The 23844-nt window shown below is 67.3% G+C and carries 25 protein-coding genes; 15 read left to right on the forward strand and 10 right to left on the reverse strand.

The features are described from left to right. The first annotated feature begins 293 nt into the window (after positions 1-293). The 4 genes from uraD to ACFVJ3_RS29230 are packed head-to-tail and all read left to right on the forward strand — an operon-like array spanning position 294 to position 3502. Positions 294-803 (forward strand): 2-oxo-4-hydroxy-4-carboxy-5-ureidoimidazoline decarboxylase, encoded by a 510-nt coding sequence (gene uraD, locus ACFVJ3_RS29215; RefSeq protein WP_378455380.1) that lies wholly within the window; start codon positions 294-296, stop codon positions 801-803. After that, complete coding sequence (gene uraH / locus ACFVJ3_RS29220) at positions 800-1144, forward strand: hydroxyisourate hydrolase (protein WP_378455381.1); 345 nt, start codon at positions 800-802, stop codon at positions 1142-1144. The genes uraD and uraH overlap by 4 nt, the downstream gene beginning before the upstream one ends. 2 nt (positions 1145-1146) lie before the next feature. Continuing rightward, positions 1147-2040: a factor-independent urate hydroxylase gene (pucL, locus tag ACFVJ3_RS29225; protein WP_378455382.1), complete on the forward strand. Its 894-nt coding sequence runs from the start codon at positions 1147-1149 to the stop codon at positions 2038-2040. A gap of 10 nt (positions 2041-2050) precedes the next feature. Beyond that, a complete protein-coding gene (locus ACFVJ3_RS29230; protein WP_378455383.1) occupies positions 2051-3502 on the forward strand; it encodes a nucleobase:cation symporter-2 family protein in 1452 nt (483 codons plus the stop codon). 57 nt (positions 3503-3559) lie between these two features. Here ACFVJ3_RS29230 and ACFVJ3_RS29235 read toward each other — a convergent pair whose 3' ends face one another. From ACFVJ3_RS29235 to ACFVJ3_RS29245, 3 genes are read right to left on the reverse strand one after another with little or no spacing between them, the layout of a single operon-like run. Beyond that, complete coding sequence (locus ACFVJ3_RS29235; protein ID WP_378455384.1) at positions 3560-4837, reverse strand: cation:proton antiporter; 1278 nt, start codon at positions 4835-4837, stop codon at positions 3560-3562. Continuing rightward, positions 4834-5343 (reverse strand): O-acetyl-ADP-ribose deacetylase, encoded by a 510-nt coding sequence (locus ACFVJ3_RS29240; protein WP_378455385.1) that lies wholly within the window; start codon positions 5341-5343, stop codon positions 4834-4836. Before ACFVJ3_RS29240 ends, ACFVJ3_RS29235 begins: the two co-directional genes overlap by 4 nt. Positions 5344-5350: 7 nt before the next feature. Then, a complete protein-coding gene (locus tag ACFVJ3_RS29245) occupies positions 5351-6541 on the reverse strand; it encodes a benzoate/H(+) symporter BenE family transporter (protein ID WP_378455386.1) in 1191 nt (396 codons plus the stop codon). 58 nt (positions 6542-6599) lie between these two features. Between ACFVJ3_RS29245 and ACFVJ3_RS29250 the strand changes: the two genes are divergently transcribed. Then, entirely contained in the window at positions 6600-7061 is a 462-nt protein-coding gene (locus ACFVJ3_RS29250) for an acyl-CoA thioesterase (protein ID WP_378455387.1), read from the forward strand. Between the two features lie 22 nt (positions 7062-7083). On the opposite strand, the gene ACFVJ3_RS29255 is transcribed toward ACFVJ3_RS29250, so the two are convergent. After that, a complete protein-coding gene (locus ACFVJ3_RS29255; RefSeq protein WP_378455388.1) occupies positions 7084-8112 on the reverse strand; it encodes a phosphotransferase family protein in 1029 nt (342 codons plus the stop codon). Between the two features lie 115 nt (positions 8113-8227). Between ACFVJ3_RS29255 and ACFVJ3_RS29260 the strand changes: the two genes are divergently transcribed. The 5 genes from ACFVJ3_RS29260 (at position 8228) to ACFVJ3_RS29280 (ending at position 13402) form a co-directional block, all read left to right on the forward strand. Continuing rightward, positions 8228-8596 carry a DoxX family protein gene (locus tag ACFVJ3_RS29260; protein WP_378455389.1) on the forward strand — a complete coding sequence of 123 codons (369 nt, stop codon included), beginning with the start codon at positions 8228-8230 and terminating at the stop codon, positions 8594-8596. A gap of 243 nt (positions 8597-8839) precedes the next feature. Beyond that, positions 8840-9937, forward strand: a complete 1098-nt coding sequence (pdhA, locus tag ACFVJ3_RS29265; protein ID WP_378455390.1) for a pyruvate dehydrogenase (acetyl-transferring) E1 component subunit alpha — start codon at positions 8840-8842, stop codon at positions 9935-9937. Beyond that, a complete protein-coding gene (locus tag ACFVJ3_RS29270) occupies positions 9934-10917 on the forward strand; it encodes an alpha-ketoacid dehydrogenase subunit beta (RefSeq protein WP_378455391.1) in 984 nt (327 codons plus the stop codon). The genes pdhA and ACFVJ3_RS29270 overlap by 4 nt, the downstream gene beginning before the upstream one ends. Before the next feature lie 30 nt (positions 10918-10947). Beyond that, positions 10948-12192, forward strand: coding sequence for a dihydrolipoamide acetyltransferase family protein (locus ACFVJ3_RS29275; protein ID WP_378455392.1), 1245 nt, complete (start codon positions 10948-10950; stop codon positions 12190-12192). Positions 12193-12253: 61 nt separating this feature from the next. Further along, a complete protein-coding gene (locus ACFVJ3_RS29280) occupies positions 12254-13402 on the forward strand; it encodes an MFS transporter (protein WP_378455479.1) in 1149 nt (382 codons plus the stop codon). A gap of 4 nt (positions 13403-13406) precedes the next feature. Here the strand turns inward: ACFVJ3_RS29280 and ACFVJ3_RS29285 are convergent, their stop codons facing one another. Continuing rightward, positions 13407-15182: a multicopper oxidase family protein gene (locus ACFVJ3_RS29285; protein WP_378455480.1), complete on the reverse strand. Its 1776-nt coding sequence runs from the start codon at positions 15180-15182 to the stop codon at positions 13407-13409. 184 nt (positions 15183-15366) lie between these two features. On the opposite strand from ACFVJ3_RS29285, the gene ACFVJ3_RS29290 reads away from it, so the two are divergent. Then, positions 15367-15999 (forward strand): hypothetical protein, encoded by a 633-nt coding sequence (locus ACFVJ3_RS29290; protein WP_378455393.1) that lies wholly within the window; start codon positions 15367-15369, stop codon positions 15997-15999. Positions 16000-16076: 77 nt separating this feature from the next. On the opposite strand, the gene ACFVJ3_RS29295 is transcribed toward ACFVJ3_RS29290, so the two are convergent. Genes ACFVJ3_RS29295 through ACFVJ3_RS29305 form a run of 3 tightly spaced genes read right to left on the reverse strand, consistent with a single transcriptional unit; the run spans position 16077 to position 18940 of the window. Next, entirely contained in the window at positions 16077-17501 is a 1425-nt protein-coding gene (locus tag ACFVJ3_RS29295) for an NAD(P)(+) transhydrogenase (Re/Si-specific) subunit beta (RefSeq protein WP_378455394.1), read from the reverse strand. Continuing rightward, positions 17501-17827 (reverse strand): NAD(P) transhydrogenase subunit alpha, encoded by a 327-nt coding sequence (locus ACFVJ3_RS29300; RefSeq protein ID WP_378455395.1) that lies wholly within the window; start codon positions 17825-17827, stop codon positions 17501-17503. The genes ACFVJ3_RS29295 and ACFVJ3_RS29300 overlap by 1 nt, the downstream gene beginning before the upstream one ends. Next, the gene (locus tag ACFVJ3_RS29305; protein WP_378455396.1) at positions 17828-18940 is read right to left on the reverse strand and encodes a Re/Si-specific NAD(P)(+) transhydrogenase subunit alpha; all 1113 of its coding nucleotides are present in this window, start codon (positions 18938-18940) and stop codon (positions 17828-17830) included. Positions 18941-19209: 269 nt separating this feature from the next. Between ACFVJ3_RS29305 and ACFVJ3_RS29310 the strand changes: the two genes are divergently transcribed. Next, on the forward strand, positions 19210-19611 hold the full coding sequence (locus ACFVJ3_RS29310; RefSeq protein WP_378455397.1) for a DUF488 domain-containing protein: 402 nt from the start codon (positions 19210-19212) through the stop codon (positions 19609-19611). Continuing rightward, positions 19608-19772, forward strand: a complete 165-nt coding sequence (locus ACFVJ3_RS29315) for a hypothetical protein (RefSeq protein ID WP_378455398.1) — start codon at positions 19608-19610, stop codon at positions 19770-19772. The genes ACFVJ3_RS29310 and ACFVJ3_RS29315 overlap by 4 nt, the downstream gene beginning before the upstream one ends. A 22-nt stretch (positions 19773-19794) precedes the next feature. Here the strand turns inward: ACFVJ3_RS29315 and ACFVJ3_RS29320 are convergent, their stop codons facing one another. After that, the gene (locus ACFVJ3_RS29320) at positions 19795-21336 is read right to left on the reverse strand and encodes an AMP-binding protein (protein WP_378455399.1); all 1542 of its coding nucleotides are present in this window, start codon (positions 21334-21336) and stop codon (positions 19795-19797) included. Positions 21337-21502: 166 nt separating this feature from the next. Between ACFVJ3_RS29320 and ACFVJ3_RS29325 the strand changes: the two genes are divergently transcribed. Both ACFVJ3_RS29325 and ACFVJ3_RS29330 read left to right on the forward strand, forming a co-directional pair. Continuing rightward, positions 21503-22321, forward strand: coding sequence for a maleylpyruvate isomerase family mycothiol-dependent enzyme (locus ACFVJ3_RS29325; protein WP_378455400.1), 819 nt, complete (start codon positions 21503-21505; stop codon positions 22319-22321). Positions 22322-22326: 5 nt separating this feature from the next. Further along, entirely contained in the window at positions 22327-23010 is a 684-nt protein-coding gene (locus tag ACFVJ3_RS29330; RefSeq protein WP_378455401.1) for a Type 1 glutamine amidotransferase-like domain-containing protein, read from the forward strand. Between the two features lie 29 nt (positions 23011-23039). Here the strand turns inward: ACFVJ3_RS29330 and ACFVJ3_RS29335 are convergent, their stop codons facing one another. Next, a complete protein-coding gene (locus ACFVJ3_RS29335; protein ID WP_005254150.1) occupies positions 23040-23369 on the reverse strand; it encodes a hypothetical protein in 330 nt (109 codons plus the stop codon). Positions 23370-23844: the final 475 nt, after the last annotated feature.

Here is a 23844-nt window from a genome sequence, read left to right on the forward strand (position 1 = left end):
GCCAAGTCTCAAGGCCACCATCGCCATCAACATCCTCACCGACATCGACCCTTGACAACACAACCCACGACTTAACTACACGGCTTTGGGACTAGGGACCCGCACTTCGGCGCGCCGTTCGATCATAACCTGTTGTTCTACAACAGCTTTCCCATGTCGTGATTCCAGCACGCCGCGGATCGCGCTCGCATCCGAATCTGGATCAATTCAATTTTGGGCCTTGACATGAATTGTGACCCCTGTCACGCTTCTCTATACGGAATCATTATTTCGCATTGTGGAAGAAGGGTCGCATGGATCTCGATGCAGGACTCCACCGATTCAACGAGGCTTCACAGTCCGAGGCAACGGAACTGGCGCGGATCTGCCTGGATATTCCCCGGTGGGCAGACGAACTCGTGTCCGCCCGGCCGTACACCGATCGCGCCTCACTTCTCACCGCGGCCAGGACGGGCGCCGGCCCGCTCTCCGCGGACGAGATCGAGCACGCCCTCGCGCGCCATCCCCGAATCGGGGAACCTCCGGGCGGCGACGACGCCGAGGCGCTCCTGGCACGCTCGGAGCAGTCGAACGTCGATTCGTCCGACGCGGGGGCGCAGAAACGGCTCACCGACGGCAACCGTGCCTACGAGGACAAGTTCGGAAGGGTCTTCCTCGTCCGCGCCGCCGGCCGCAGCACGTCCGACATCCTCACCGCACTCGACCGCCGGTTACTCAACGACGAGGCCAGCGAATTAGCCGTTGTCGCAGAGGAACTGCGCGACATCGCCGCGCGCCGACTCGCCGGGATGCTGGACACATGAGCGACGTCAGCCAGGTCACCACCCACGTGCTGGATGCGGCCGAAGGCATGCCCGCGCAGAAGGTGCCGGTCACGCTGACGGTCCAGCGGCAGTCCGCCTGGATCACCGTGGCCGACGCCGTCACCGACGACGACGGCCGCGTCACAACCCTGGGCCCCGCCCGACTCGATCCGGGCACCTACCGGATCGTCTTCGACACCGGACGCTACTTCGCCGCGAAGGGACGTCCGGCGTTCTACCCCGACATCACCATCACGTTCGCCCTGACCGACAGCGAACAGCACTACCACGTACCAGTCCTTCTCAGCCCGTTCGCATACTCGACCTACCGAGGGAGCTAATCATGAGCAAGATCGTGCTCGGCCAGAACCAGTACGGCAAGGCAGAAGTCCGGTTGGTCAAGATCACCCGGGACACGAAGCGACACGACATCGAAGACGTCACCGTGACATCGCAACTGCGCGGCGACCTCGACGCGGTGCACACCGAAGGCGACAACGCGCACGTCGTGGCCACGGACACCCAGAAGAACACGGTGTACGCGTTCGCCCGCGACGGCGTCGGTTCGATCGAGACGTTCGCCATGCGACTCGGCCGGCACTTCACCGGGGAATTCGAGTGGATCACCGGCGGCCGATGGGAGATCGAGCAGTACTCGTGGGCGCGGATCCCGGTCGACGGCGAGGGCCACGACCATTCCTTCGTCCGATCGAGCGACGAACGGCGGAACACCGTGGTCACCATCGACGGCGATCGGACGTGGATCGTGTCCGGCCTCAGCAACATGGTGGTATTGAAGTCGACGGGTTCGGAGTTCCGCGGGTACCCGAAGGACAAGTACACCACCCTGCAGGAGACGTCGGACCGGATCCTCGCGACGTCGGTGAGCGCCCGGTGGCGGTACCTCACCACCGACGTCGACTTCGACAAGACCTTCGAGAACGTGCGGGCAATCATGCTGGAGGCGTTCGCCACGACGCATTCGCTCGCGCTGCAGCAGTCCCTGTTCCAGATGGGTTCGGCGGTACTCGAGGCGCACCCCGAAATCGCCGAGGTGAAGTTCTCGATGCCGAACAAACACCACTTCCTCGTCGACCTGGAACCGTTCGGACTCGACAACCCGGGCGAGGTGTTCTTCGCGGCCGACCGCCCCTACGGGTTGATCGAGGCGACCGTCGAGCGCGAGGACGCTCCCGACGCCGGCCGCGCCTGGGATTCCGTTCCCGGATTCTGCTAGGAGCGCGGCGATGAAGCGGATCGGACACCGGGTTGCCGGAGCTCCCGGACCCGAGGACGAGCGTTTGCCGCTCGGCAAGTCGTACGTCTACGGGCTGCAGCACATCCTGACGATGTACGGCGGCGTGATCGCGCCTCCCCTGATCGTCGGCGGCGCCGCCGGACTGACCGGCGTCGAGATCGGACTGCTCGTGTCGGCGGCATTGTTCGTCAGCGGGGCGGCCACACTGCTGCAGACCCTCGGCGTTCCCTATTTCGGGGCAAAACTTCCCCTGGTGCAGGGAATTTCGTTCGCCTCGGTGTCCACGATGGTGGCGGTGGCGAGCGGGCCGGGTGGACTGCGCTCGGTCTTCGGAGCCATCATGGTCGCCGGCGCGATCGGACTGTTGGTCAGCCCGTTCTTCTGCAGGATCGTGCGCTACTTCCCGCCCGTCGTCACCGGATCGATCATCACGGTCATCGGCATCTCCCTCCTGCCGGTCGCGGTGCGCTGGGCGATGGGCGGCAACGCCAAGGCCCCGGACTGGGGGTCGATGTCCAACATCGGGCTCGCCGGATTCAGCCTGTTCATCGTGTTGCTGGTGAGCCGGCTGGTCCAGGGAACCCTGTCGCGGTTGTCCATCCTGATCGGCATCGTCGTGGGAACCCTGTTCGCCGCGCTGATCGGCAAGGCCGACTTCGGCGCCGTCGGGAAGGGCGCGATCTTCGAACTGCCGCAGGTGTTCTCGTTCGGCACTCCCCTGTTCCAGATCGGCGCGATCATCTCGATGACCGTGGTGATCCTCGTGATCATGACAGAGACGACGGCGGACATCCTCGCGGTCGGCGAGATCGTGGAAACGAAGGTCGATGCTCGCCGGGTCGGCGACGGTCTCCGCGCCGACATGCTCGCCACCACCGTGGCACCGGTGTTCGGCACGTTCCCGGCCAGCGCGTTCGCTCAGAACGTCGGGCTCGTCGCGATCACGGGGATCAAGAGCAGATTCGTTGTCGCGGCGGGAGGTTCGGTTCTGTTCGCTCTCGGACTGTTCCCCGTCCTCGGGCGGCTGGTGGCCTCCGTGCCGCTGCCCGTCCTCGGCGGTGCGGGGATCGTCCTCTTCGGTTCGGTGGCCGCGAGCGGAATCCGGACACTGTCCAAGGTGTCGTACGACGGCAACCTCAACCTGGTGATCGTCGCGGTGGCCCTCGGATTCGGGGTCATTCCGATCGCGGTGCCCGAGTCCTACTCGGCCTTCCCGGAATGGGTGCACATCGTCTTCGACTCGGGGATCAGCGCGGCGAGCATCGTCGCGGTGCTGCTGAACATCCTGTTCAACGAGATCAAGGCCGGCAACCGGCCCACTCCCTCGGTGGTCTCGGCGGCGCCACCCGTCCTCGTCCACCGAACCGAGGACCCGACGCATCCCGCAGACACGGGGCATCCCGCAGACCCGGCGCGCACCTCCGCCGTGCGCAACGAGTGAAGGACCGAACCAGCACACGCCGGAGCAACTCCCTGGTCGAGCGGTGCAGTCGCGACGCTAACGGTCCGCGACTGCACCGCCTTCCCGACGAAGATCGAGCAGGCGCATCACCCGCGTCGCACTCACCCCGTGGACGAGGACGGAGAGGACGACCGTGAAGGCCACCGTCGACCACAACCATTTCTCGTCGTCCACGCCGGCTTCCGCAGCGGCGTAGGCGAGATAGTAGATCGACCCGATTCCGCGAACCCCGAAGAATGCGGTGACCCGGCGCTCGGGACCGGACATCTCCTCGCAGCCCAGCAGCGAAACCCATCCCACCACCGGCCGGATGACGAACACGAGGGCTGCCGCGACGAGAACCCCGCCCCACGTCAGTTCGGTCAGCAGACCGGAGGTGAGTGCCACGCCCAGCAGGAGCAGGACGGCGAGGGTGAGCACGTGTTCGAGTTGCTCGATCAGGCTGTGCATCTCGGCGTGGTACTCGTGGGCCCGCTCCGTCCGACGGATGGCGACGGCGCAGGCGAAGACGGCGAGAAACCCGTATCCCCCGGCCAGTTCGGTGAGTCCGTAGACGGCGAACGTGGCGGCGAGCGCGAAGATGGGTTCGCTGCGTTCGGCGAGGCGCATGTGTGCGATCGGGAAGCGGAAGACCGCGCGACCGAACAGATCACCGGCAATCCACCCCAGGGCCGCGCCGATGACGACCTTGCCGATCAGCTCCCACGCCACCCACTGCACGATCCACTGCTCGATCGGCCCCTTGCCGATCATGAACAGTGCCAGATACACGAACGGGAAGGCGAGAGCGTCGTTGAGCCCGGCCTCCGAGGTGAGCGCGAACCGGACCTCGTCGTCCTCCCGATGGGACTCGCCGCCCGACGTGGGACCTTCCACCTGCACGTCGGACGCCAGAACCGGGTCCGTGGGCGCGAGGACGGCCCCGAGCAGGATCGCGACGGCGGGGGTCAATGCCGCCACCCACCAGCCGAGCACCGCGACAGCGGCGATACCGAAGGGCATCGCGATCAGCAGCAGACGCCACGTCGAATTCCACGTCCGCCAGCCCAGGGGCCTGTCGATCGCCAGTCCCACACCCATCAAGGCGACGATGACGCAGGTTTCGCTCAGGTGTTCCGTCACGGCGGGATGCAGCGCCGGGGACAGGGTGTCGGTGCCCGACTCGCCGAGAAACAGGCCGGCCCCCGCTCCGACCGCCAGGACGATCAGCGGCGCCGAGACGGCACGGTCCTGGAACAGGCGTGGAACGGTGGCAGCCAGCAGAAGAGCCAGTCCTGCCGTCAGATACACGAGATCGGTGTTCAGCGCGATCACCCCACCTCGCCGCGGAGCAGGGACGCCATCCGTGCGTCGAACGCCACGAACAGCACCCTCGGAATTCCGGAGTCCGACTCACGGACGGCACCGACCGCCTGCCGGACGGCGTCGTCCGCGGGCCAGCCGTACACCCCGGACGAGATCAACGGGAACGCAACGGACTGCGCGCCGAGGTCGGAGGCCACCGCCAGGCTGCTGGTGTAGGCGCTGCGCAGAGTGGCCGACCGATCGTCCGAAGCGGAGTACACGGGGCCGACCGTGTGAATCACCCATCGAGCCGGCAACCGGCCCGCCGTCGTCGCGACCGCCTGTCCCGCCGGGAGCCCGTCCTGCAGCGTGGTGGCCCGCAGGTGCCTGCATTCGGCGAGGATCTCGGCACCACCGGCCCGGTGGATGGCGCCGTCCACGCCCCCACCCCCGAGCAGTCCGGAGTTGGCGGCGTTGACGATCGCGTCGACCTCGACCGTCGTGATGTCACCCTGCACTACCTCGATGGTGGTCATCATCCCATTATCGCCGCGAGGTCACCGCCACCCGCACGATCAGTCCGGCGACCAACGCCCAGAACGCGGACCCGATGCCGAGGATGCTCACCCCCGACGCGGCAATCAGGAAGGTGACGACGGCGCCTTCCCGTTCGCGCACGTCGTCGAGGGCGGAGGCCAGCGCCCCGCCGAGGGTGCCGAGGAGGGCGAGACCGGCGACCGCCTCCACGACGCCCTCGGGTGCCGCGGCGATGAGCGTGGCCACCGCGGCGGAACACGCGGCGAGCACCAGATAGGCCCAGCCTGCCGTGAAGGCCGCGACCCAGCGCTTCCTGGGATCGGGATGCGCGGACGGCGCGGCGGCGAGGGCGGCGCTGATGGCGGCGAGGTTGATGGCGTGTCCACCCGCAGGCGCGCCCACCAGGGTCCCGACACCGGTCACCAGCATGGCCGGCCGCCACGGCACCCGGTAGCCGAACGAATTCATGACGGCGGTCCCGGGGATGTTCTGGGACGCCATCGTCACGATGTACAGCGGGATCGCGATCCCGATCATCGCCTGCCACGTCCAGGCCGGTGCGGTGACGTCGAGTCTCGGCAGGAGCGCGCTCGTGTCCAGTCCGTCGCTGCCGGAGGCGAGACCGACCGCGATCACCACTGCGGCAGCAGCGAACGCGGCCGGCACCGCCCACCGCGGCGAGTACCGCTGCAGAACCAGCCACACGAGAACCACGGGCGCGACGGCCAGCGGGGCATCACGCAGCGCCAGCACCGGCGCCAGGCACAGCGGCAACAGCACCCCCGCGAGCATCGCCTGCGCCAACGCCGAGGGGATGGCCGCGATGAGCCGTCCCAGCCGCGGCCACAGCCCCGTGAGGATCACCGCCGCCCCCACGACGACGAACGCCCCGACCGCGGCCGGCCAGCCCCCGCTCACCGTCCCCGCACCGGCGAGGAGAGCGGCACCCGGCGTCGACCACGCCAGCGTGATCGGCATGCGGTAGTGCCGCGACATCCACAACATGCCCAGCGCCTGCGTCACACACAGCGCCAGCAGTCCCGACGCGGCCTGGGCGGAGTTCGCGCCCACCGCCGTCAACCCGGTGAGTACGACCGCGAACGAACTGGTGAAGCCCACCAGGGCGGTCACGATTCCGGCGCTGATCGGCTGGGCGGCGGAATCGGGTGAACGCACATCACTGTCGGGCACAGACATAGGACGCGATTCTGCCCGACCCGTGGTCCGGGTAATCCGTGGCATTAGGGTCGGGACGGTGAAACACGACGACGCCCCCGCCCTGCCGACCGCCGCCGACTTCCCCGCCCTGTGGCCGGTGCCGACCCGCTGGGAAGACAACGACCACTACGGGCACGTCAACAACGTCACGTACTACTCGTACTTCGACACGGCCGTCAACGGCTGGCTGATCGCGACGACGGGCACCGACATCCGTGATCTGCCCGCCATCGGCGTCGTCGCCGAGACGTCCTGCAAGTACGTCAGCGAACTGTCGTTCCCGGACCGTCTGCAGGTGGGGTTGTCCATTCAGAAGCTGGGCACCCGGAGCATCGTGTACGCGCTCGCGATCTTCCGCGAGAACGACGACGCACTCGAACTCGCGGCTCTCGGCCGCTTCGTTCACGTGTACGTGGGCGCGAAAACCCGGAGGCCGGTGCCGATTCCTGCCGAAATTCGGAGCGCTGCAACCCTTCTGGTGGTGCCGGACGCCGTCTGAACGTCCGGCACCACCAGATGGTTCAGCGCAGGCCCTCGGCCTCCGCCGTGGCCACCGCCCGGGCGATGATGCCGTCGATCAACGCAACCGTGGGCGCACCGGTCTCGGCCTTGTTCCGGGGGTCGTCGATCACCCGGCGCAGGACGCCTTCGGCGATGATCGCCAGCTTCCACAACGCCAGGACGTGCCAGTACCCCACATGCGTGACATCGCGTTTCGTGTGGTGGACGTAGGCCTCCACGAGTTCGGCCCGGGTGGGGAATCCCTCCAGCGTGGAGGCGGGGAACGGTCCGGCGTCCTCGTCGCCCGCCTCGGGCCAGTAGGCCAGTAGCGCGCCGACGTCGGCGAGGGGGTCGCCCAGCGTGCACAGTTCCCAGTCGACCACCGCGACCACCTCACCCTCCTCCGGCGAGGTGATGACGTTGCTCAGGTGAAAATCACCGTGCACCAACGACAGTTCGGCCTGCTCCGGCATGTTGCGCTCGAGGATGCCCGCCACGTCCTCGATCGCCGGGACGTCACGGGTACGGGACTTCTCCCACTGATCCGTCCAGCGCTTCAACTGCCTTGCCGCGTAAGGCTTGTGGCTGGCCAGATCCTCCAGCCCGGCATCTCCGAGATCGACCGCGTGGATCTTCGCGAGAGCCTTCGGCATCGCCAGTCCGACGGCATTCCGCTGCTCGGGTGTCAGCTTCTTCGCCACGCCGATACTGTCGATCACCACCCCCGCGACGAAACTCATCAGCACGAGCGGCGCGTCCGTGACCTCCGGATCGTCGGTGAGCCCGAGGATCTTCGGCACCGGAACGTCGGATCCCTGCAGAGAGGACAGAATCCGATGTTCGCGAACGACGTCGTGCGCCGACGCGAGCAGATGTCCGAGCGGTGGCCGCCGCAGCACCCACCGTCCACCACCCGCGTCGCTGACCGCGTACGTGAGATTCGACTGACCGTTCCCGATCCTCTCGAAGCTCAGCGGCGCGATCGCTCCCACACCGAGTCCGGCAATCCACGCAGAGACGGCATCTTCGTTCAGCCCCACAGCATTCACGCGCTCGATGCTAACCGCTCGGAGGCCCGATGCGGAGGGAAGCGGTCCGCACCGCAGGTCGCGGCCCTAGGGTGGCAACAGTGAGGCCGATTCGGCCGGAACTGGAGGGACCGACGTGGAAGTTTTCCTCATCGTGTGCGGCGTGCTCCTCGCCGTGAGTGCCGTCGCCGTGAGCATCCCCAAGCTGAGGCTGAAGGGAACCGCGTGGACGGGGTTGCAATCACGAGGCCTGAGCAGGCAGCAGGTCCGGCTGATCGGGGCGGCGGAACTCGCCGGCGGTGTCGGCGTTCTCGTCGGCCTTTACTGGACTCCGCTGGGAGTGATCGCGACGGTGGCGCTGCTGATTCTCCTCTTGTGTGCAATCGCCTTTCACGTCCGGCACGGCGACTACGGCAATCCCGACACCCGGGCCGTGGCGATGCCCGCGGTCTACCTCGCGATGCTCGCCGTCCTCGCCTCGATCGGGTTCGTGTTCGCGGGGTGATCCGGGGTTCTCGGACAATTGCAGCAACAACCTGGCGTCGGTTGTGTCCGAATTGGTCATTAGACGCAGCATGACACTGGTGGGACCCCCAAAACTGGGCATTCTGCTCGATGCCGTCGGTGCCACTTGCGCACTTCGCATTCCCGTGGATGCTGTGAAGTAGGACACACACCTGCCCTACCGCAGTACCCGTCTCCAACGAACCCACAAGGTTCACGGACTCGACAACGCGAGGTGACCCCGATGGTCGACAAGATTGCCTATCCGGTCCAGCTCATCCAGCCGGACGGCCGACGGGTCTTCAGACCCGACTACACGAGCCTGGTCCGCGACATCGGACCCGACCAACTGCGCGGCCTCTACGAGGACCTCGTGGTCGCGCGTCGGATGGATGTCGAAGCGGTCGCCCTGCAACGCCAGGGTGAACTGGGACTCTGGGCTCCGATGCTCGGGCAGGAAGCCGCACAGGTCGGCTCCGCCCGCGCCCTCCGTCCCGACGACTACGCGTTCATCAGCTACCGCGAGCACGCCGTCGCCTACTGCCGGGGCGTGGACCCGGGGGTGATGACCCGCATGTGGCGGGGATGCGCCCATTGCGCGTGGGATCCGAGTTCGGTGAATGTGACGAATCCGGCGATCGTCGTCGGCTCCCAGGGGCTGCACGCCACCGGGTACGCCATGGGCGCCCATCTGGACGGCGCGGAGATCGCGACGATCGCCTACTTCGGCGACGGCGCCACCAGCCAGGGCGACCTCGCCGAGGCTCTCGGCTTCTCGATGAGCTTCAACGCGCCGGTCGTATTCTTTTGCCAGAACAACCAGTTCGCGATCAGCGAACCGGTCCGCCTGCAGAGTCCCGTCCCCATCGCGCAGCGCGCCGCCGGTTACGGCATGCCCGCCCTCCGGGTGGACGGCAACGACGTCCTCGCGGTCCTCGCGGTCACCCGCCAGGCCACCCAGCGAGCCCGCGAAGGCAGTGGGCCGACGTTCATCGAGGCCATCACGTACCGGATGGGTCCCCACACCACGTCGGACGATCCCACCCGGTATCGGGCGGCGGCCGAGACCGAGGTCTGGAAGGCCCGCGACCCGATCGACCGGATGAGGCGCCTCCTCGACCGGGAGGGCCTGCTCGACGACACGTTCCTCGCCGGGGTGCAGGCCACCGCCGACGACGTCGCGGCGCGACTGCGGTCCGGGACCATCGGTGCGCCCGATCCCGAGCCACTCGATCTGTTCGAGCACGTGTACTCCACCGACCACCCACTCATCGACGAGGAACGCGAGCAGTACGCCGCGTACCTCGCAGGCTTCGCCGGCATCGAGGAGGCACTGTCATGACCACCACCACGCTGTCGCTCGGCGCCGCACTCAACGCAGGCCTCCGGCGCGCTCTCGAACACGACCGCAAGGTCGTGATCATGGGTGAGGACGTCGGACGCCTCGGCGGGGTCTTCCGCGTCACCGACACCCTGCAGAAGGATTTCGGCGACAACCGGGTCATCGATACCCCACTCGCCGAATCGGGGATCATCGGCGCCGCGTTCGGCATGGCGCTGCGCGGTTACCGGCCCGTCTGCGAGATCCAGTTCGACGGCTTCGTCTACCCCGCGTTCGACCAGATCGTGTCGCAGGTGGCCAAGATTCACTACCGCACACAGGGCAGGGTCACCGCGCCCCTCACGATCCGGATCCCGTACGGCGGTGGCATCGGCGCGGTCGAGCACCATTCGGAGTCGCCGGAGGCGTACTTCGCCCACACCGCCGGACTGCGCGTCGTCACGCCCAGCAACCCGGCGGACGCGTTCCACATGATCCAGCAGTCTGTCGCGGCGGACGACCCGGTGGTGTTCTTCGAACCGAAGCGGCGGTACTGGGACAAGGCCGAGTTCGACGTGGACGCCGAACCGGACCTGCCGCTGCATCGGGCCCGGGTGGCCCGGGAGGGCACGGACGCCACCATCGTCGTGTACGGCTCCGTCGTGCCGACGGCCCTGTCGGCCGCGGCCATCGCAGCCGACGAGGGGCACTCGCTCGAGGTGATCGACCTGCGCTCCCTCTCGCCGATCGACTTCGACACCATCGAGGAGTCGGTCCGCAAGACCGGAAGGCTCGTCGTCGCGCACGAGGCGTCGACGTTCCTCGGCCTGGGTGCGGAGATCGCCGCCCGCATCTCCGAGCGCTGCTTCTACCAACTGGACGCGCCCGTCCTGAGGGTCGGCGGATTCGACGTTCCGTATCCCCCGGCGAAGCTGGAACTGCACCACCTGCCGGACGCCGACCGTCTGCTCGACGCGGTCGATCGCAGCCTCGCGGCCTGATCGCACTCATCGGAGGAGAGGAGCCGTCCGTTGGCGCAGGAATTCCGCCTACCCGATCTCGGAGAGGGGCTGACGGAGGCCGAACTGGTCTCCTGGGCCGTCGAGGTGGGCCAGACGATCGAACTCAATCAGGTGATCGGAGAAGTCGAGACGGCGAAGGCGCTCGTCGAGTTGCCTTCGCCGTACGCGGGTGTCGTGGAGGAATTGCTGGTTCCGGCGGGCGCGACGGTGCCGGTCGGAACACCGATCATCCGGATCACGACGGATGCGGCCACCGAGGAACCTCCGACGCGCACGCCCGTTCTAGTGGGGTACGGGCCCGAGGCCGCTGCCGAGAGCAAACGCGCCCGGCGGAAGCTGATGACAGCTCCGGAGACCGGCACGTCCGCCCCGGACCGTCGGCGCCCAGACGCGTCCCCGGCCGCCCGGGTGGCCGCACGTGAACTCGGGGTCGACCTCGCCGTCGTCGCCGGGACGGGGCCGTCCGGTGCCGTCACCCGGAACGACGTGGAATCCCATGCGGGTGCGGCCGGGCAGTCCGTGCCGTCGACACCGGACTCGCCGGAGCCGTCGGAGCGTGAGACCCGCACCCCGATCCGCAGTGTCCGGAAACAGACGGCGGCGGCAATGGTCCGCAGCGCGTTCACCGCCCCGCACGTCACCGAATTCGTGACCGTCGACGTGACCCGGTCGGTGGAACTGCTCGAACGCCTGCGGGACCTTCCCGCATTCGCGGGACTGTCGGTGACACCGCTGAGCCTGGTCGCGAAGGCGATGATCGTCGCGCTGCGCGAGAACCCGAGCCTCAACGCCTCGTGGGACGAGGAGAACCAGGAGATCGTCACCAAGCATTACGTCAATCTCGGCATCGCCGCGGCCACGTCCCGCGGTCTGGTGGTCCCCAACATCAAGGAGGCGCAGTCGCTGAGCCTGCTCGAGCTGTGCCGTGCGATCACCGAACTGACCGCGACCGCGCGCAGCGGCAGGGCCGAGCCGGCGCAGCTCACCGGCGGCACGGTGTCGATCACCAACGTCGGAGTCTTCGGTGTCGACGCGGGCACGCCCATCCTCAACCCCGGCGAATCGGCCATCCTGTGCCTGGGCAGCGTCACCAAGCGACCGTGGGTGCACGAGGACGAACTCGCGGTGCGGTGGGTCACCACCCTGAGCGTGTCGTTCGACCACCGGGTGGTCGACGGCGAGCAGGGGTCGAGGTTCCTGTCGTCCGTCGCGGCGATGCTGCACGATCCCGCCTCACTGCTCGCGCACCTCTGATCCTCGGTACGTTTGGTCGGTGAGCACTTCCCGAGCGTCCGCGGTCGACACGCGCGCACCAGTGGCCGAACCGCTCCGCCGGGCTCGTGCGGGAACGTTCGGGATATTCGGGATCAACGGGTTCCTGCTCGGCATGTGGGTCGTGCACATTCCGGCGATCGAGGACCGGACCGGCATCAGCCACTCCACGCTGGGTTCGCTGCTGCTCCTGCTGGCGGTCGGCGCGATCGGCGGCATGCAGGTCAGCGGTCCACTGGCCGACCGTTTCGGCAGCAGGCGCATGGTGATCGTCGCCGGGCTCGTACTGTCGGTCGCCACCGTGGGTCCGGGGCTGGCCTCCGCGGCCTGGCAGCTCGGTCTCGCCCTGCTCGTGTTCGGCTTCGCGAACGGCGCACTGGACGTGTCGATGAACTCGCAGGCCGTCGAAGTCGAGCAGCGGTACGGACGGCCGATCATGTCGGCGTTCCACGCCTTGTTCTCCGTCGGCGGGGTGGCGGGATCGCTGCTCGGAGCGGCGACGCTCGCCGCCGGATGGGCACCCGCGACGGCGTTGCTGGCCGCCGGCGGAGTCGGGGTCGTCACCGTCGCCGCGGGCTCGCAGTGGCTGATGGCGGACCGTCCCCGCTCTCGGCACGACACCGCTCCCGCCGAGAAGGCACACGGCCGGCTGTCCACCCGGGTCCTCGCGCTCGGTGGCATCGCCTTCGTCCTCATGCTGTCGGAGGGTGTCGCGAACGACTGGAGCACCCTGCAAGTCAAGGAACACCTCGGAACGTCGGATTCCGTCGCCGCCCTCGCGTTCGGAGCCTTCTCGGTGATGATGACGGTGGGCCGGTTCACCGCCGACCGCGTGAGCGGCGCGCTCGGTCCCGTCGCCGTCGTCCGCTACGGCACCCTGATCGCGGCCCTCGGAATGCTGCTCGTCGTCGTCTCGGGGCTGCTCCCGCTCACCATCCTGGGCTGGGCGCTGTTCGGCCTGGGATTGTCGGGCTGCGTCCCCCAGATCTTCACCGCCGCGGGCAACCTCGGCGCGGGTTCCGCGGGCACCAACATGTCCCGGGTGGTCGGGCTGGGGTACGTGGGATTCCTCGCCGGCCCGGCCACCATCGGCTGGATCACCCAGGTGGTTCCGCTGACCGTTGCGATGGTGGTGCCCCTGGTCTGCGTGCTGGTGGCGGCCACGTTCGCGGGGGCGGTCCGGCGCACCTGACCTTTCAGGCCGGCGTGCGGTACCTCAGCATCATTTCGTGATCCTCGTGATCGAGGATGTGACAGTGCCACACGTAGCCCTGCAGCGGTCTCGGACCTCCGCCGGGTCCGTGCCCGTGGACGTCGTGTGATCCGTTCCCGAACACCGCGTCGGGATCGAAGCCCAACCCCTCCGCGGTGGGGAACCGCACGACGATCCTGGTGACGGAATTGGCGTTCGCCAGCACCGTGTCCTTGAATCCCCGCTCCCACGGCTCCGGGGGGATGAGCGGAGAGGTCGTGAACGCGTCGGCCGACGGGGTCCACCGGATGCCGAGCGGCGGTTGCGGGGCGGCAAATGCGAATCGCAGAGTCTCGATGACCTGACGCCCCAGCACCCGGAAGTTCGCGAGATGCAGATGCACGGGATGCGGATCATTGGTCGCGTTGACGATGTTCCACTGCTCCACCGCGCCCTGGCGCGGCAACTCGATGTCCTCGGTCGAATACCGGAGATTGTTCAGCGACATGATCGACGGCGGGAGTCGCACGTCGCTCGGCTGGCTGAGCGTCACGTCCCGGAAGACCTCGGGCCGCGGGATCGGCGGCAGCAATTCCGGCTGGCCCCGTCCTCCGCGCAGTGTCGCCGGCGGCGCACCGGCGAATCCGCGGGCCGCGCCCACCCGGAATCGGCAGAACCTCGGCATCGTGCGCTCGCCGATCAGCGCCGCCTGAAACGGCGGTGGCTCGTCATTGCAGAGTTCCACCGTCGATCCCGGTTCCAGGGAGCCGAAGTCGACGAGGAGGTCGACACGCTCGGCTGGGCTCAACCGCACCCGTGTCACCGCGACCGGGGCGTCCAGCAGCCCGTTGTCGCCGCCGATCACCCAGAACGGCATGCGGTTGCCGAAGTACAGATTCCACACACTGAGTGAACCCGCGTTGACGAGTCGCAGTCGGTACAACCCGCGGGCCACCTCGAGTTCCGGCCACACCTTGCCGTTCACGACCCCGACGTCGCCGACCGCGCCCCCTTCCCAGCTCCCTTGCGGCACGGTGGGCGTCGAGCGGATCCGCTGCCTGCCCTCGGCGGTGAACATCTTCTCCTGCAGCACGAGGGGAACCTCGAACTCCCCGGCCGGCAGACCCAGCGGGTTGTCGGCGCGCCCGGTGTCGAAGTCGTCCCGCAGCAGGTACAGCCCGACGAGGCCCGCGTAGATGTTGAGTCTGGTCACCCCCATGGCGTGGTCGTGGTACCAGAGCGTGGCCGCGTCCTGCCGGTTCGGAAGGTGGTGCAGGTACTCCTGCCCCGGCCGGAACACCTGCTCGGGGTGCCCGTCGAACTGCGGCGGATTCACCCCGCCGTGCAGATGCGTCGCCGTGGGCACCTGCGTGCGGTCCCGTTCGCTCAGCCCGTGCAGCGACGTATCGGCATCGACGGCGAACGGGTGGACGGTGATGCTGTTCCGGAACGCGATGGTCGTCGGCTGATCGACGTGCGCCTCGATCGTCGCGCCGAGATAGTCCGCGCCGCTGTATGCCAACGCCGGCGAGGGCGCCAGATCGGTGTGGAACTGATGGACCGTGCTGCTCGCATGGACGTCGACCCTCGTCCCGGACATCGGCGGCAGCATCGGGAGCCGATCACGATAGGGCTCGAGCGGGGGCGAGGAGAACATCAACGGTCGCAGCGGATCGATGTCGAAGGGGAAGGCGCTCGCCGAACCGGCCGACACCGCGCCCAGCCCACCGCCGAGCGCCACCGCCTGCAGGAACGATCGGCGCGAGATCCGTCCACTCATATCGGTCACATCGTGTGTGTTCACGCGGAAAGACGATTCGAGATCGGTCGACGATCACGTTACTCCGCGGGACGCGGCACCCACCCGATATCGGGGCACACGCTCGACGCACGAACAGGACCGTTCACCGACCTCACAGCGGCCTCTCATCGATCGTTCAGCGTCGGTTGGCACACTGTGTGTCGTGACCGAATCGACTAGCAGGCTGCGTCGCAGTGTTCGTCGCCTCGCCTTCGCCGCGGCGGGTGTGGTGGCACTGTGCGCGCTTTACCTCATCCGCCCCGAATCGTCGGGTCTCGTCCTCCCGGAGGCACTCCGACCCGTCGCCGATCCTGTGATCCAGGCGATCGACGTCACCACGGTGCTCGCAGCGACCGTCGTCCTCGCCATCGTCGCGGCGGTGCGAAAACTTTCGTACGGCATGGGTGCGGTACTGCTGCTGTGTATCGGCGCGAATCTCACCAGCGCCGCAGTCCGGGCCTGGGAATCGGATGCGCCGTCCGTGCTCCTGCCGAGCGGGCACGTCGTCGCCGTCACCGCGCTCTACGGTTCGGCGCTGCTGGTGTCGGCGCCGCGGTTCCGGCCCGTCATCGCGGGCCTGGGTTTCGCCGTCGTCCTCGGTGTCGCGGGTGCCGCGGCGCTCGTCGAGCCCATCGGCATCTTCGGCCTCGCGGCCAGCCTGATCATCTCGGCGATCTGGTGGGCGCTGGCGTCCACCCTGATGCTGTACTCCCCCGTCGCCGCCGAGCGTGAAGAGCGACGGCCCGACACCGCGGCCATCGCCTTCTCCCGGCACCGCGGCAGTCTGCGGCTGTAGGCGGCTTCGCCGCCCGTGCGCCTTTCTGGTAGTTGGTGCTACCAAAAAGGCGCACGGGCCCGGAGGGCCTACAGGGCCTACAGGGCCTTGAGTTCCTCGGTGACCTCGGCGACCGACTTCTTCGCGTCCCCGAACAGCATGGAGGTGGTGTCGGCGAAGAACAGTGGGTTGTCGATGCCGGCGAAGCCGGAGTTCATCGACCGCTTGAGCACGATCACCGACTTCGACTGATCCACGTTCAGGATCGGCATCCCGTGAATCGGGCTGGAGGGGTCGTTGCGGGCGGAGGGGTTGGTGACATCGTTCGCGCCGATCACCAGGGTGACGTCGGTGCGAGCGAACTCGTCGTTGATGTCGTCCATTTCCTTCATCGCGTCGTACTCGACGTCGGCCTCGGCGAGCAGCACGTTCATGTGCCCGGGCATCCGGCCGGCGACCGGGTGAATGGCGTACTTGACCTCGACGCCCTTCGACTCGAGCATCTTGGCCATGTCCTTGACCGCGTGCTGGGCCTGCGCGACGGCCAACCCGTAGCCGGGGACCACGATGACCTGGTTGGCGTACGCCATCTGGATCGCCGCGTCCGCCGCCGAGGTGGACTTCGCCGTCTTCGCGGTGCCGTCCCCGACCGCCGCCGCGACGCCGCCGCCACCGAACCCGCCGGCCACGATCGCCGGGATGGACCGGTTCATCGCCTTCGCCATCAGGTTGGTCAGGATCGAACCCGACGCACCGACGATCATGCCGGCCACGATCATCGCCTGATTGTTCAAGGCCAGACCGGCGGCCGCGGCGGACAGACCCGTGAGCGCGTTGAGCAGGGAGATGACGACGGGCATGTCGGCGCCGCCGATCGGCAGCACCACCATCAACCCGAGCACCGCCGCCAGCACCAGCACACCGACGATCCACCACTGGCTGGTGGGTCCGGTCGGGTCGATCGCCTTGATCCCGATGATCACCGCCAACGCGACGGCCCCGATCAGCAGCACCGCGTTGAGCGGCTGCTGCAACCGGCCGATGCCGATCGGCCGGCCCGGCAACGTTTCCTGCAGCTTGAGGAACGCGATCACCGAACCCCAGAAGGAGATCGACCCGATGATCGCCGCGAACAGCGACGCGATGACGATGTGCACCGTCGGCGACTCACCGTGCGCAAACGCGGTGAATCCGTCCGAGTCCAGGAATTCGGCGTACGCGATCAGGGCGACGGTGCCGCCGCCGACACCGTTGAACAGGGCCACCAGCTGCGGCATCGCGGTCATCTTCGTCCGCAACGCCGGCGGCACACCCAACACCACACCGATCACCAGACCGGCGACGATCAGCACCCAGTTGGAGGTGTCCCGGATCGCGATCAGGGTCGCCACCACCGCGACGACCATGCCGGCCGCGGCGATCTGGTTACCGCGGACCGCGGTCTTCGGGCCGGTCAGGCCCATCAGACCGTAGATGAACATCGCGAACGCGACGATGTACAAAACGTTGACCAAATACTCCATTACTTGTCCCCACCCTTCTCAGCAGCAACAGGTGCGGCGGGCTTGGACTTGAACATCGCCAGCATCCGGTCGGTGACCACGAAACCACCGACCACGTTGATCGTTCCGAAGACCAGGGCGACGAACAGGATCACCTGCAGCCCCCACGGCGGGTCCTCGACCTTGCCGAGCACCACCAGCGCACCGAGGACGACGATGCCGTGGATGGCGTTCGTGCCCGACATCAGCGGGGTGTGCAACGTGTTCGGGACCTTCGAGATCACCGCGAACCCCACGAACCCGGACAACACCAGGATCGCGATGTTCGCCAACAATTCGGTATACATCTAGGACACACCCTCCTCACGGGTGACGCAGGACGCGGCGAGGACCTCGTCCGAGAAATCAGGGGCCAGCGCCCCGTCGACGAGCATCAACTCGAGCAGCGCGGAGATGTTCTTCGAGTACAGCTCCGAGGCATGCTCGGGCATGCTCGCGGGCAGGTTCAGCGGCGAGCAGATCGTCACCCCGTGCTTGACAACGGTCTGACCGGGCTCGGTGAGCTCGCAGTTGCCGCCGGTCTCCCCGGCCAGGTCGACCACCACGGAGCCGGGCTTCATGCCCTCCACCGCGGCGGCGGTCACCAACCGGGGCGCCGGACGGCCCGGCACCAGGGCGGTGGTGATGACCACGTCGAAGCCCTTGATCGCGTCCTCGAGCGCCTGCTGCTGCTGCGCCCGCTCCGCCTCGGTCAGCTCGCGGGCGTACCCGCCCTCACCGGCGGCGTCGATCCCCAGATCGAGCCACTGGGCACCGACCGAGCGGACCTGGTCGGCGACCTCCGGGCGCACGTCGTAGCCGGTGGCCCGGCCACCGAGCCGCTTCGCCGTGGCCAGGGCCTGCAGGCCGGCGACACCGACGCCGAGCACCAGCACCGTGGCCGGCTTGACGGTGCCCGCGGCGGTGGTGAGCATCGGGAAGAACCGGGTCGACTCCGACGCCGCGAGCAGCACCGACTTGTACCCGGACACGTTCGCCTGCGACGACAGCGCGTCCATCACCTGGGCGCGGGAGATACGCGGGATCGCCTCGACGGCGAACGCCTGCACCCCCGCCGACTTCAGCGCGGCGACCTGGTTGTCCTGGTTGCGGGGGGCGAGGAACCCGATCAGGGTCTGCCCGGCATGCAACCGGCCCACTTCCTCGTCCGACGGCGGGGCGACCTTGACGATCACGTCCGCCGACCACGGGTCGGCGATGGCGGCTCCTGCCAATTTGTACAACTCGTCCGGAATCAGCGCGCCCAATCCGGCACCCGACTCGACCACCACGTCGACGCCCTTGGCGATCAACGACGCCACAATTTTCGGCACCAACGCCACTCGACGCTCACCGTCGTTCGACTCCCGAACGACGCCGACCGTCGGGCGCGCAGTGGACGCGCTCTGCGATGTATCCATGTATCGACTTCCTGCGGTAGATGGTGTGTGTGCCGCGACGAGCGGCGATCAACCGATGATGAGCGGAAATATTTCCCCCGACTCGACTGAGTTAGCTGATAGTAGCCAGAGAAAGCGTGACGTAGGGAACAGAGAAGTCCGTGGGTAGGCGTCTGAATCGAGTCCGAACAGTCGTTCTCACAGATCTTTCTGCTCGTTTGTGAACCCGGTCACAGGGTGTTTGGTCGTAGTCTGACGGTAGACAGCCGCAAGGAAGCGGAGGTTCGGCCATGAGCAAACCGAAGGAACGGAGCGCGGAGGACGTCACCGCGGATCCGCCGGTCGTCGTCGAGCGGGTCTACGACCATCCGACCGAGGGCGACGGACTGCGACTGTTCGTGGACCGGCTCTGGCCGCGGGGGCTCCGCAAGGACGCGTTCCATTTCGACGACTGGGCCAAGGACCTCGCTCCGTCGACGGAGTTGCGTCACTGGTACTCGCACGACGTCGCCGCATTCAGTGAGTTCCGCGAGCGGTACGTTCACGAGCTCGATTCGCCGACCGGCCGGAAGGCCGTCGCGCGGGTGCAGGAACTCGCACAGGGTCGGCCGATCGTTCTTCTGACCGCGACGAAGGACGTCAGTCACAGTCACGCCGAGGTGCTCGCCGAATACATGCTGGATCGGTTGTGACCACCGACCGCTACGAGGCCCGGCCGATCGCAGAGCCGGACGACGACCTCGGCGGCGACCCCGTCTGCTGGCTCGACCGCGTATGCCCCGACTGCGGGTTGTTCCTTACCGATCACGCCGCGAGCACCTGCCCGCGCTGCGGTTCGGCGCGGGACTGGTGACGTGCGCGAATTCAGCGGGAATTCATCCGGCATTCAGGTACCGGGCACGGAGTTTGTGCTTGACGAGTTTGCCCGTGGGGGTTCGCGGCAGGTCGTCGGAGAAGTCGATGCTGCGCGGCGCCTTGAAGTGACTCACCCGGTCGCGGACGTAGTCGAGTAACTCGCGGGCGACGGCATCGGACGGCTCCACCCCTTCGACGAGTTGCACGACGGCTTTGACCTGTTCGCCCATCTCCTCGTCGGGCACGCCGATCACCGCGACGTCGAACACCTTGGGATGCATGGTGAGAACGTTCTCCGACTCCTGCGGGTAGATGTTCACCCCACCCGAGATGATCATGAACGCGGCGCGGTCCGTGAGGTAGAGGAAGCGGACGGAGTCGATGTACCCGATGTCGCCGCTCGTGGTCCACGTCGGATGGTCGGGGTGCGTCGCAGATTCGGTCTTGGCCGGGTCGTTGTGATATTCGAACGGCCGTTCCTCTCTCTCCCAGTAGACGGTTCCGATGTCACCGACGGGTACGTCCGCACCGTTGTCGTCGCAGATGTGCACGATGCCCATGACGCCGTCGTGGCCGACCGATCCCGGCTTCGCGAGGGCCTGGGCGCTGTCGATGAACGTGGCACCGGCACCCTCCGTGGACGCGTAGTACTCGTGGATCACCGGGCCCCACCACTCGATCATCGAACGCTTCACGTCGGGCGGACACGGCGCCGCCGCGTGGATCGCCACCTTCAGACTCGACACGTCGAACTTGTCGCGAACGTCCTTCGGCAGCTTGAGCATCCGGACGAACATCGTCGGCACCCACTGACTGTGGGTCACCCGGTACTCCTCGATGAGCCGCAGCGATTCCTCGGCGTCGAATCGGTCCATCAGGACGATCGTGCCGCCGACGGAGGTGATGGTGCCGCAGAAGCGCAGCGGCGCTGCGTGATACAGGGGTGCGGGACACAGATAGACGGTGTCGGAATCGAATCCGTACATCGGGGCGAACACGGCGGTGTACGGATCCATCGTGGTGTCCACCTCGCCCTCGGGGAGGGCGGGTTTGATCCCCTTCGGCCTGCCGGTGGTACCCGACGAGTACAGCATGTCCTGCCCGCGGGGCTGCGAATCGAGCGGTTCGGCCGACTGCGCCGCCACGGCGTCGTCGTAGCTGTCGAATCCGTCGAGTTCGCCGCCGTACACGAGACGGTGGCGGACGCGGGGAAGCTGGTTCGGGTCGCGCGGCACGGCGCCGCCCGCGTCGGCGGACACGATGAGCACCTCGGCTCCGCAGTCGTCCACGACGTAGCCGGCTTCCTCCGGAGTGAGGTGCCAGTTCACCACCGTGATGTACAGCCCGGATCGCAGCGCCGCCCAGTACACCTCGAGGACCCGGAGGTCGTTGCTCGACACGAGCGCCAGGTGGTCGCCGACCTTCAGGCCGAGCGAGCGCAGGTGCCGCGCGAGGCGGGTGGACCGCTCGTCCAGCTCCCGGTAGGTCAACTGCTCCCCCGTCGAGGGACGAATGACAGCGGGCTTGTCCGGGGTGGTCGCCACGAAGTTTCCAGGAAACATCCGCACTCCTTTGTTAATGGAGATTCTCACCATCGGTCTACCACACCGAACCCGGGACGGGGAGGCCTTCGACGCCGTCACCGGCGCATTCGTCTGCCCGCGGCGAAAACGCTCGGACGCCCCGCCGGGAGGTCCTAGAGTTGAGGCAAAAGGAGGCGTACGACCCGTGAATGCCCTACAGAAGGAACCGATCCTCGACGCATTGTTCGAGGAATGGGACGTACTCGACGAGGTGCTGTCGTCGTTGTCCGGCGACGCATGGTTCACACCCACCGCGCTGCCCGGGTGGACCGTCCACGACGTGACCGCGCATCTCATCGGCACCGAGTCGCTCCTCGCCGGAATCTCCGCGCCGCACACCAGCATCGACGTCCGTGGCCTCGCGCACGTGCGCAACGAGATCGGTGCGTTCAACGAAGAGTGGGTCGAGGGACTGCGGGGGTGCTCCGGCCCCGAGATGCTCGAGCGTTTCCGGGCGATCGTCGCCCGCAGGCGGTCGGAACTGGGCGAGATGACCGACGAGGCATTCCAGGCCGAGACCACCACACCGGTCGGCCCGGCGCCTTATCTCCGCTTCATGCGGATCCGCATGTTCGACTGCTGGATGCACGAGCTCGACCTCCGGGACGCACTCGCGCTGCCGGGCGACGAGGGAGGCGTCCGCGGGGAGACGGCGTTCGAGGAGATCGCCGGCGCCGTCGCGTTCCTCGTCGGCAAGCGCGGCAAGGCTCCGGACGGGTCGCGGATCACCCTCGAACTCACGGGACCGCTCGCGAGGAACATCCACATCGCCGTCGACGGCAGAGCCGCGGTGGTCGACGAACTGCCATCCGAGGCCACCACGACCGTGACCCTCGACTCCCGGCTGTTCACCCGGTTGGCGGGCGGCAGGACGACCGCAGTGGATCACCGCGACGAGATCGCGTTGAGCGGCGACACCGCCGTGGGCAAGAGGATCGTCGACAACCTCGCGTTCACGATCTGACCGCGGTGCGCCTGTTCCTGTCCTCGTATCGGTTCGGGGCGGATCCCGCGCCGCTGCTGTCGCTCATCGGCCGTCCGGGGCGCGTGGGGGTGATCGCCGCCGCCGCGGACGCGTGGCCGCGGACGGCGCGGACGTCTGCGGTCGTGAGTGACGTGATGCCGCTGACGCGGCTGGGCTTCACCCCGGAGGAGGTGGATCTGCGCGACTACATCGGCAGCGACGGGCATGCGCGTTCCGCCGCGCTGAAGGAGCGGCTGGACGGGTTCGGCATGCTGTGGGTGCGCGGCGGGAACACGTTCGTGTTGCGCGCGCAGATGGCCCGGAGCGGGGCGGACCGGGTGATCCCGGAACTACTGCTGAGCGATTCGCTGGTGTACGCCGGCTACAGCGCGGGGGCGTGTGTGATGACTCCGACGCTGCACGGTCTCGACTCCTCCGATGACCCGGCGGAGGTGGTCGCAACCTGCGGCATGGAGCCGCTCTGGGACGGCCTGGGCGTGGTGAGTTTCGCGATCGTGCCGCATCACCCGCCTGCGGAGCTTCCAGGGGCCGAAGACGCCGTGCCCTTGGAGGACGCGGCAGCCGTTCGGCGCACTGTCAGCGCTTTGAAGCTCGCCGGCATCGAGTACCGCACCTTGACGGACGATCAGGCGATCGTCGTGAACGGAGATTCAACCGAACTCGTGTGACGACGGCGAGCCCTGCGGCGGGAAGGCCTTCAGCCGAAGACGGCGACCGGCACGGACGGAGCGAACGGGGCGACGCGGTCGAGTGCGGCCCAGGTGACCTCGCAGCGCTTGGCGGTGACTTCGTCCGCGTCGGCGAGGAGCGTGTTCAGGAGGGTCTTCGGGTTCAGGCGCCATTCCTGCACCATGGACCGAACTTCCTCGTTGGTGAACAATCCCGAACCGGCCAGTGCGAAGATCCATTCGTCGAACTCGCCACGATGGATCTGTTCGATGGAATCGTAGTCGATGCCACCGTCGAGGAACTCGTACGAGAACATCGCGGAGATGTAGCTGCTGGGATCTCGGTGGAGTGCATTCATCGGTGCGGGTCCTTCCAGGGTCGGTGCGGCAAAACCCGGCCCCAACCGTGTTCTAGCTCACATTTCGTGAGAATCTCCGTTTGGGTGTAACGCCTCGCCGGTGTTTGACGATGCAAGACGCTAACCCGTAGAAGTGAGTTTTTGCATTGCCTGGTCGATACGATCCGGTAACAGAGTGACGAATGTGACCTGTGTTACACCCGATTTGTCCGGGTCTCCACGGTTCTCGGGACGCCCCTACCTGCATTTTCTCCTCCGGACCCGCTTGCATACCCCATCGCCGGGACCCCCGAAAAAATTCACCCCCCTGATCCCACATCGTGAGACTCCTACGCGTAAGTAACTAACAGATGGACTAGTGGGGTCTCGCTTCTGCACCGAACGTCCAGGTTGGAGCGATATCCGAACAACGGGGTCGGAATCGGTTCAGTTGGACGTTTGACCAATTCGAGGACACCCGTGGCCCGCTGGGTTA

Origin of the sequence: Rhodococcus sp. NPDC127593 (assembly GCF_042671975.1) — a bacterium.
Classification (GTDB): Bacteria; Actinomycetota; Actinomycetes; order Mycobacteriales; family Mycobacteriaceae; genus Rhodococcus_F.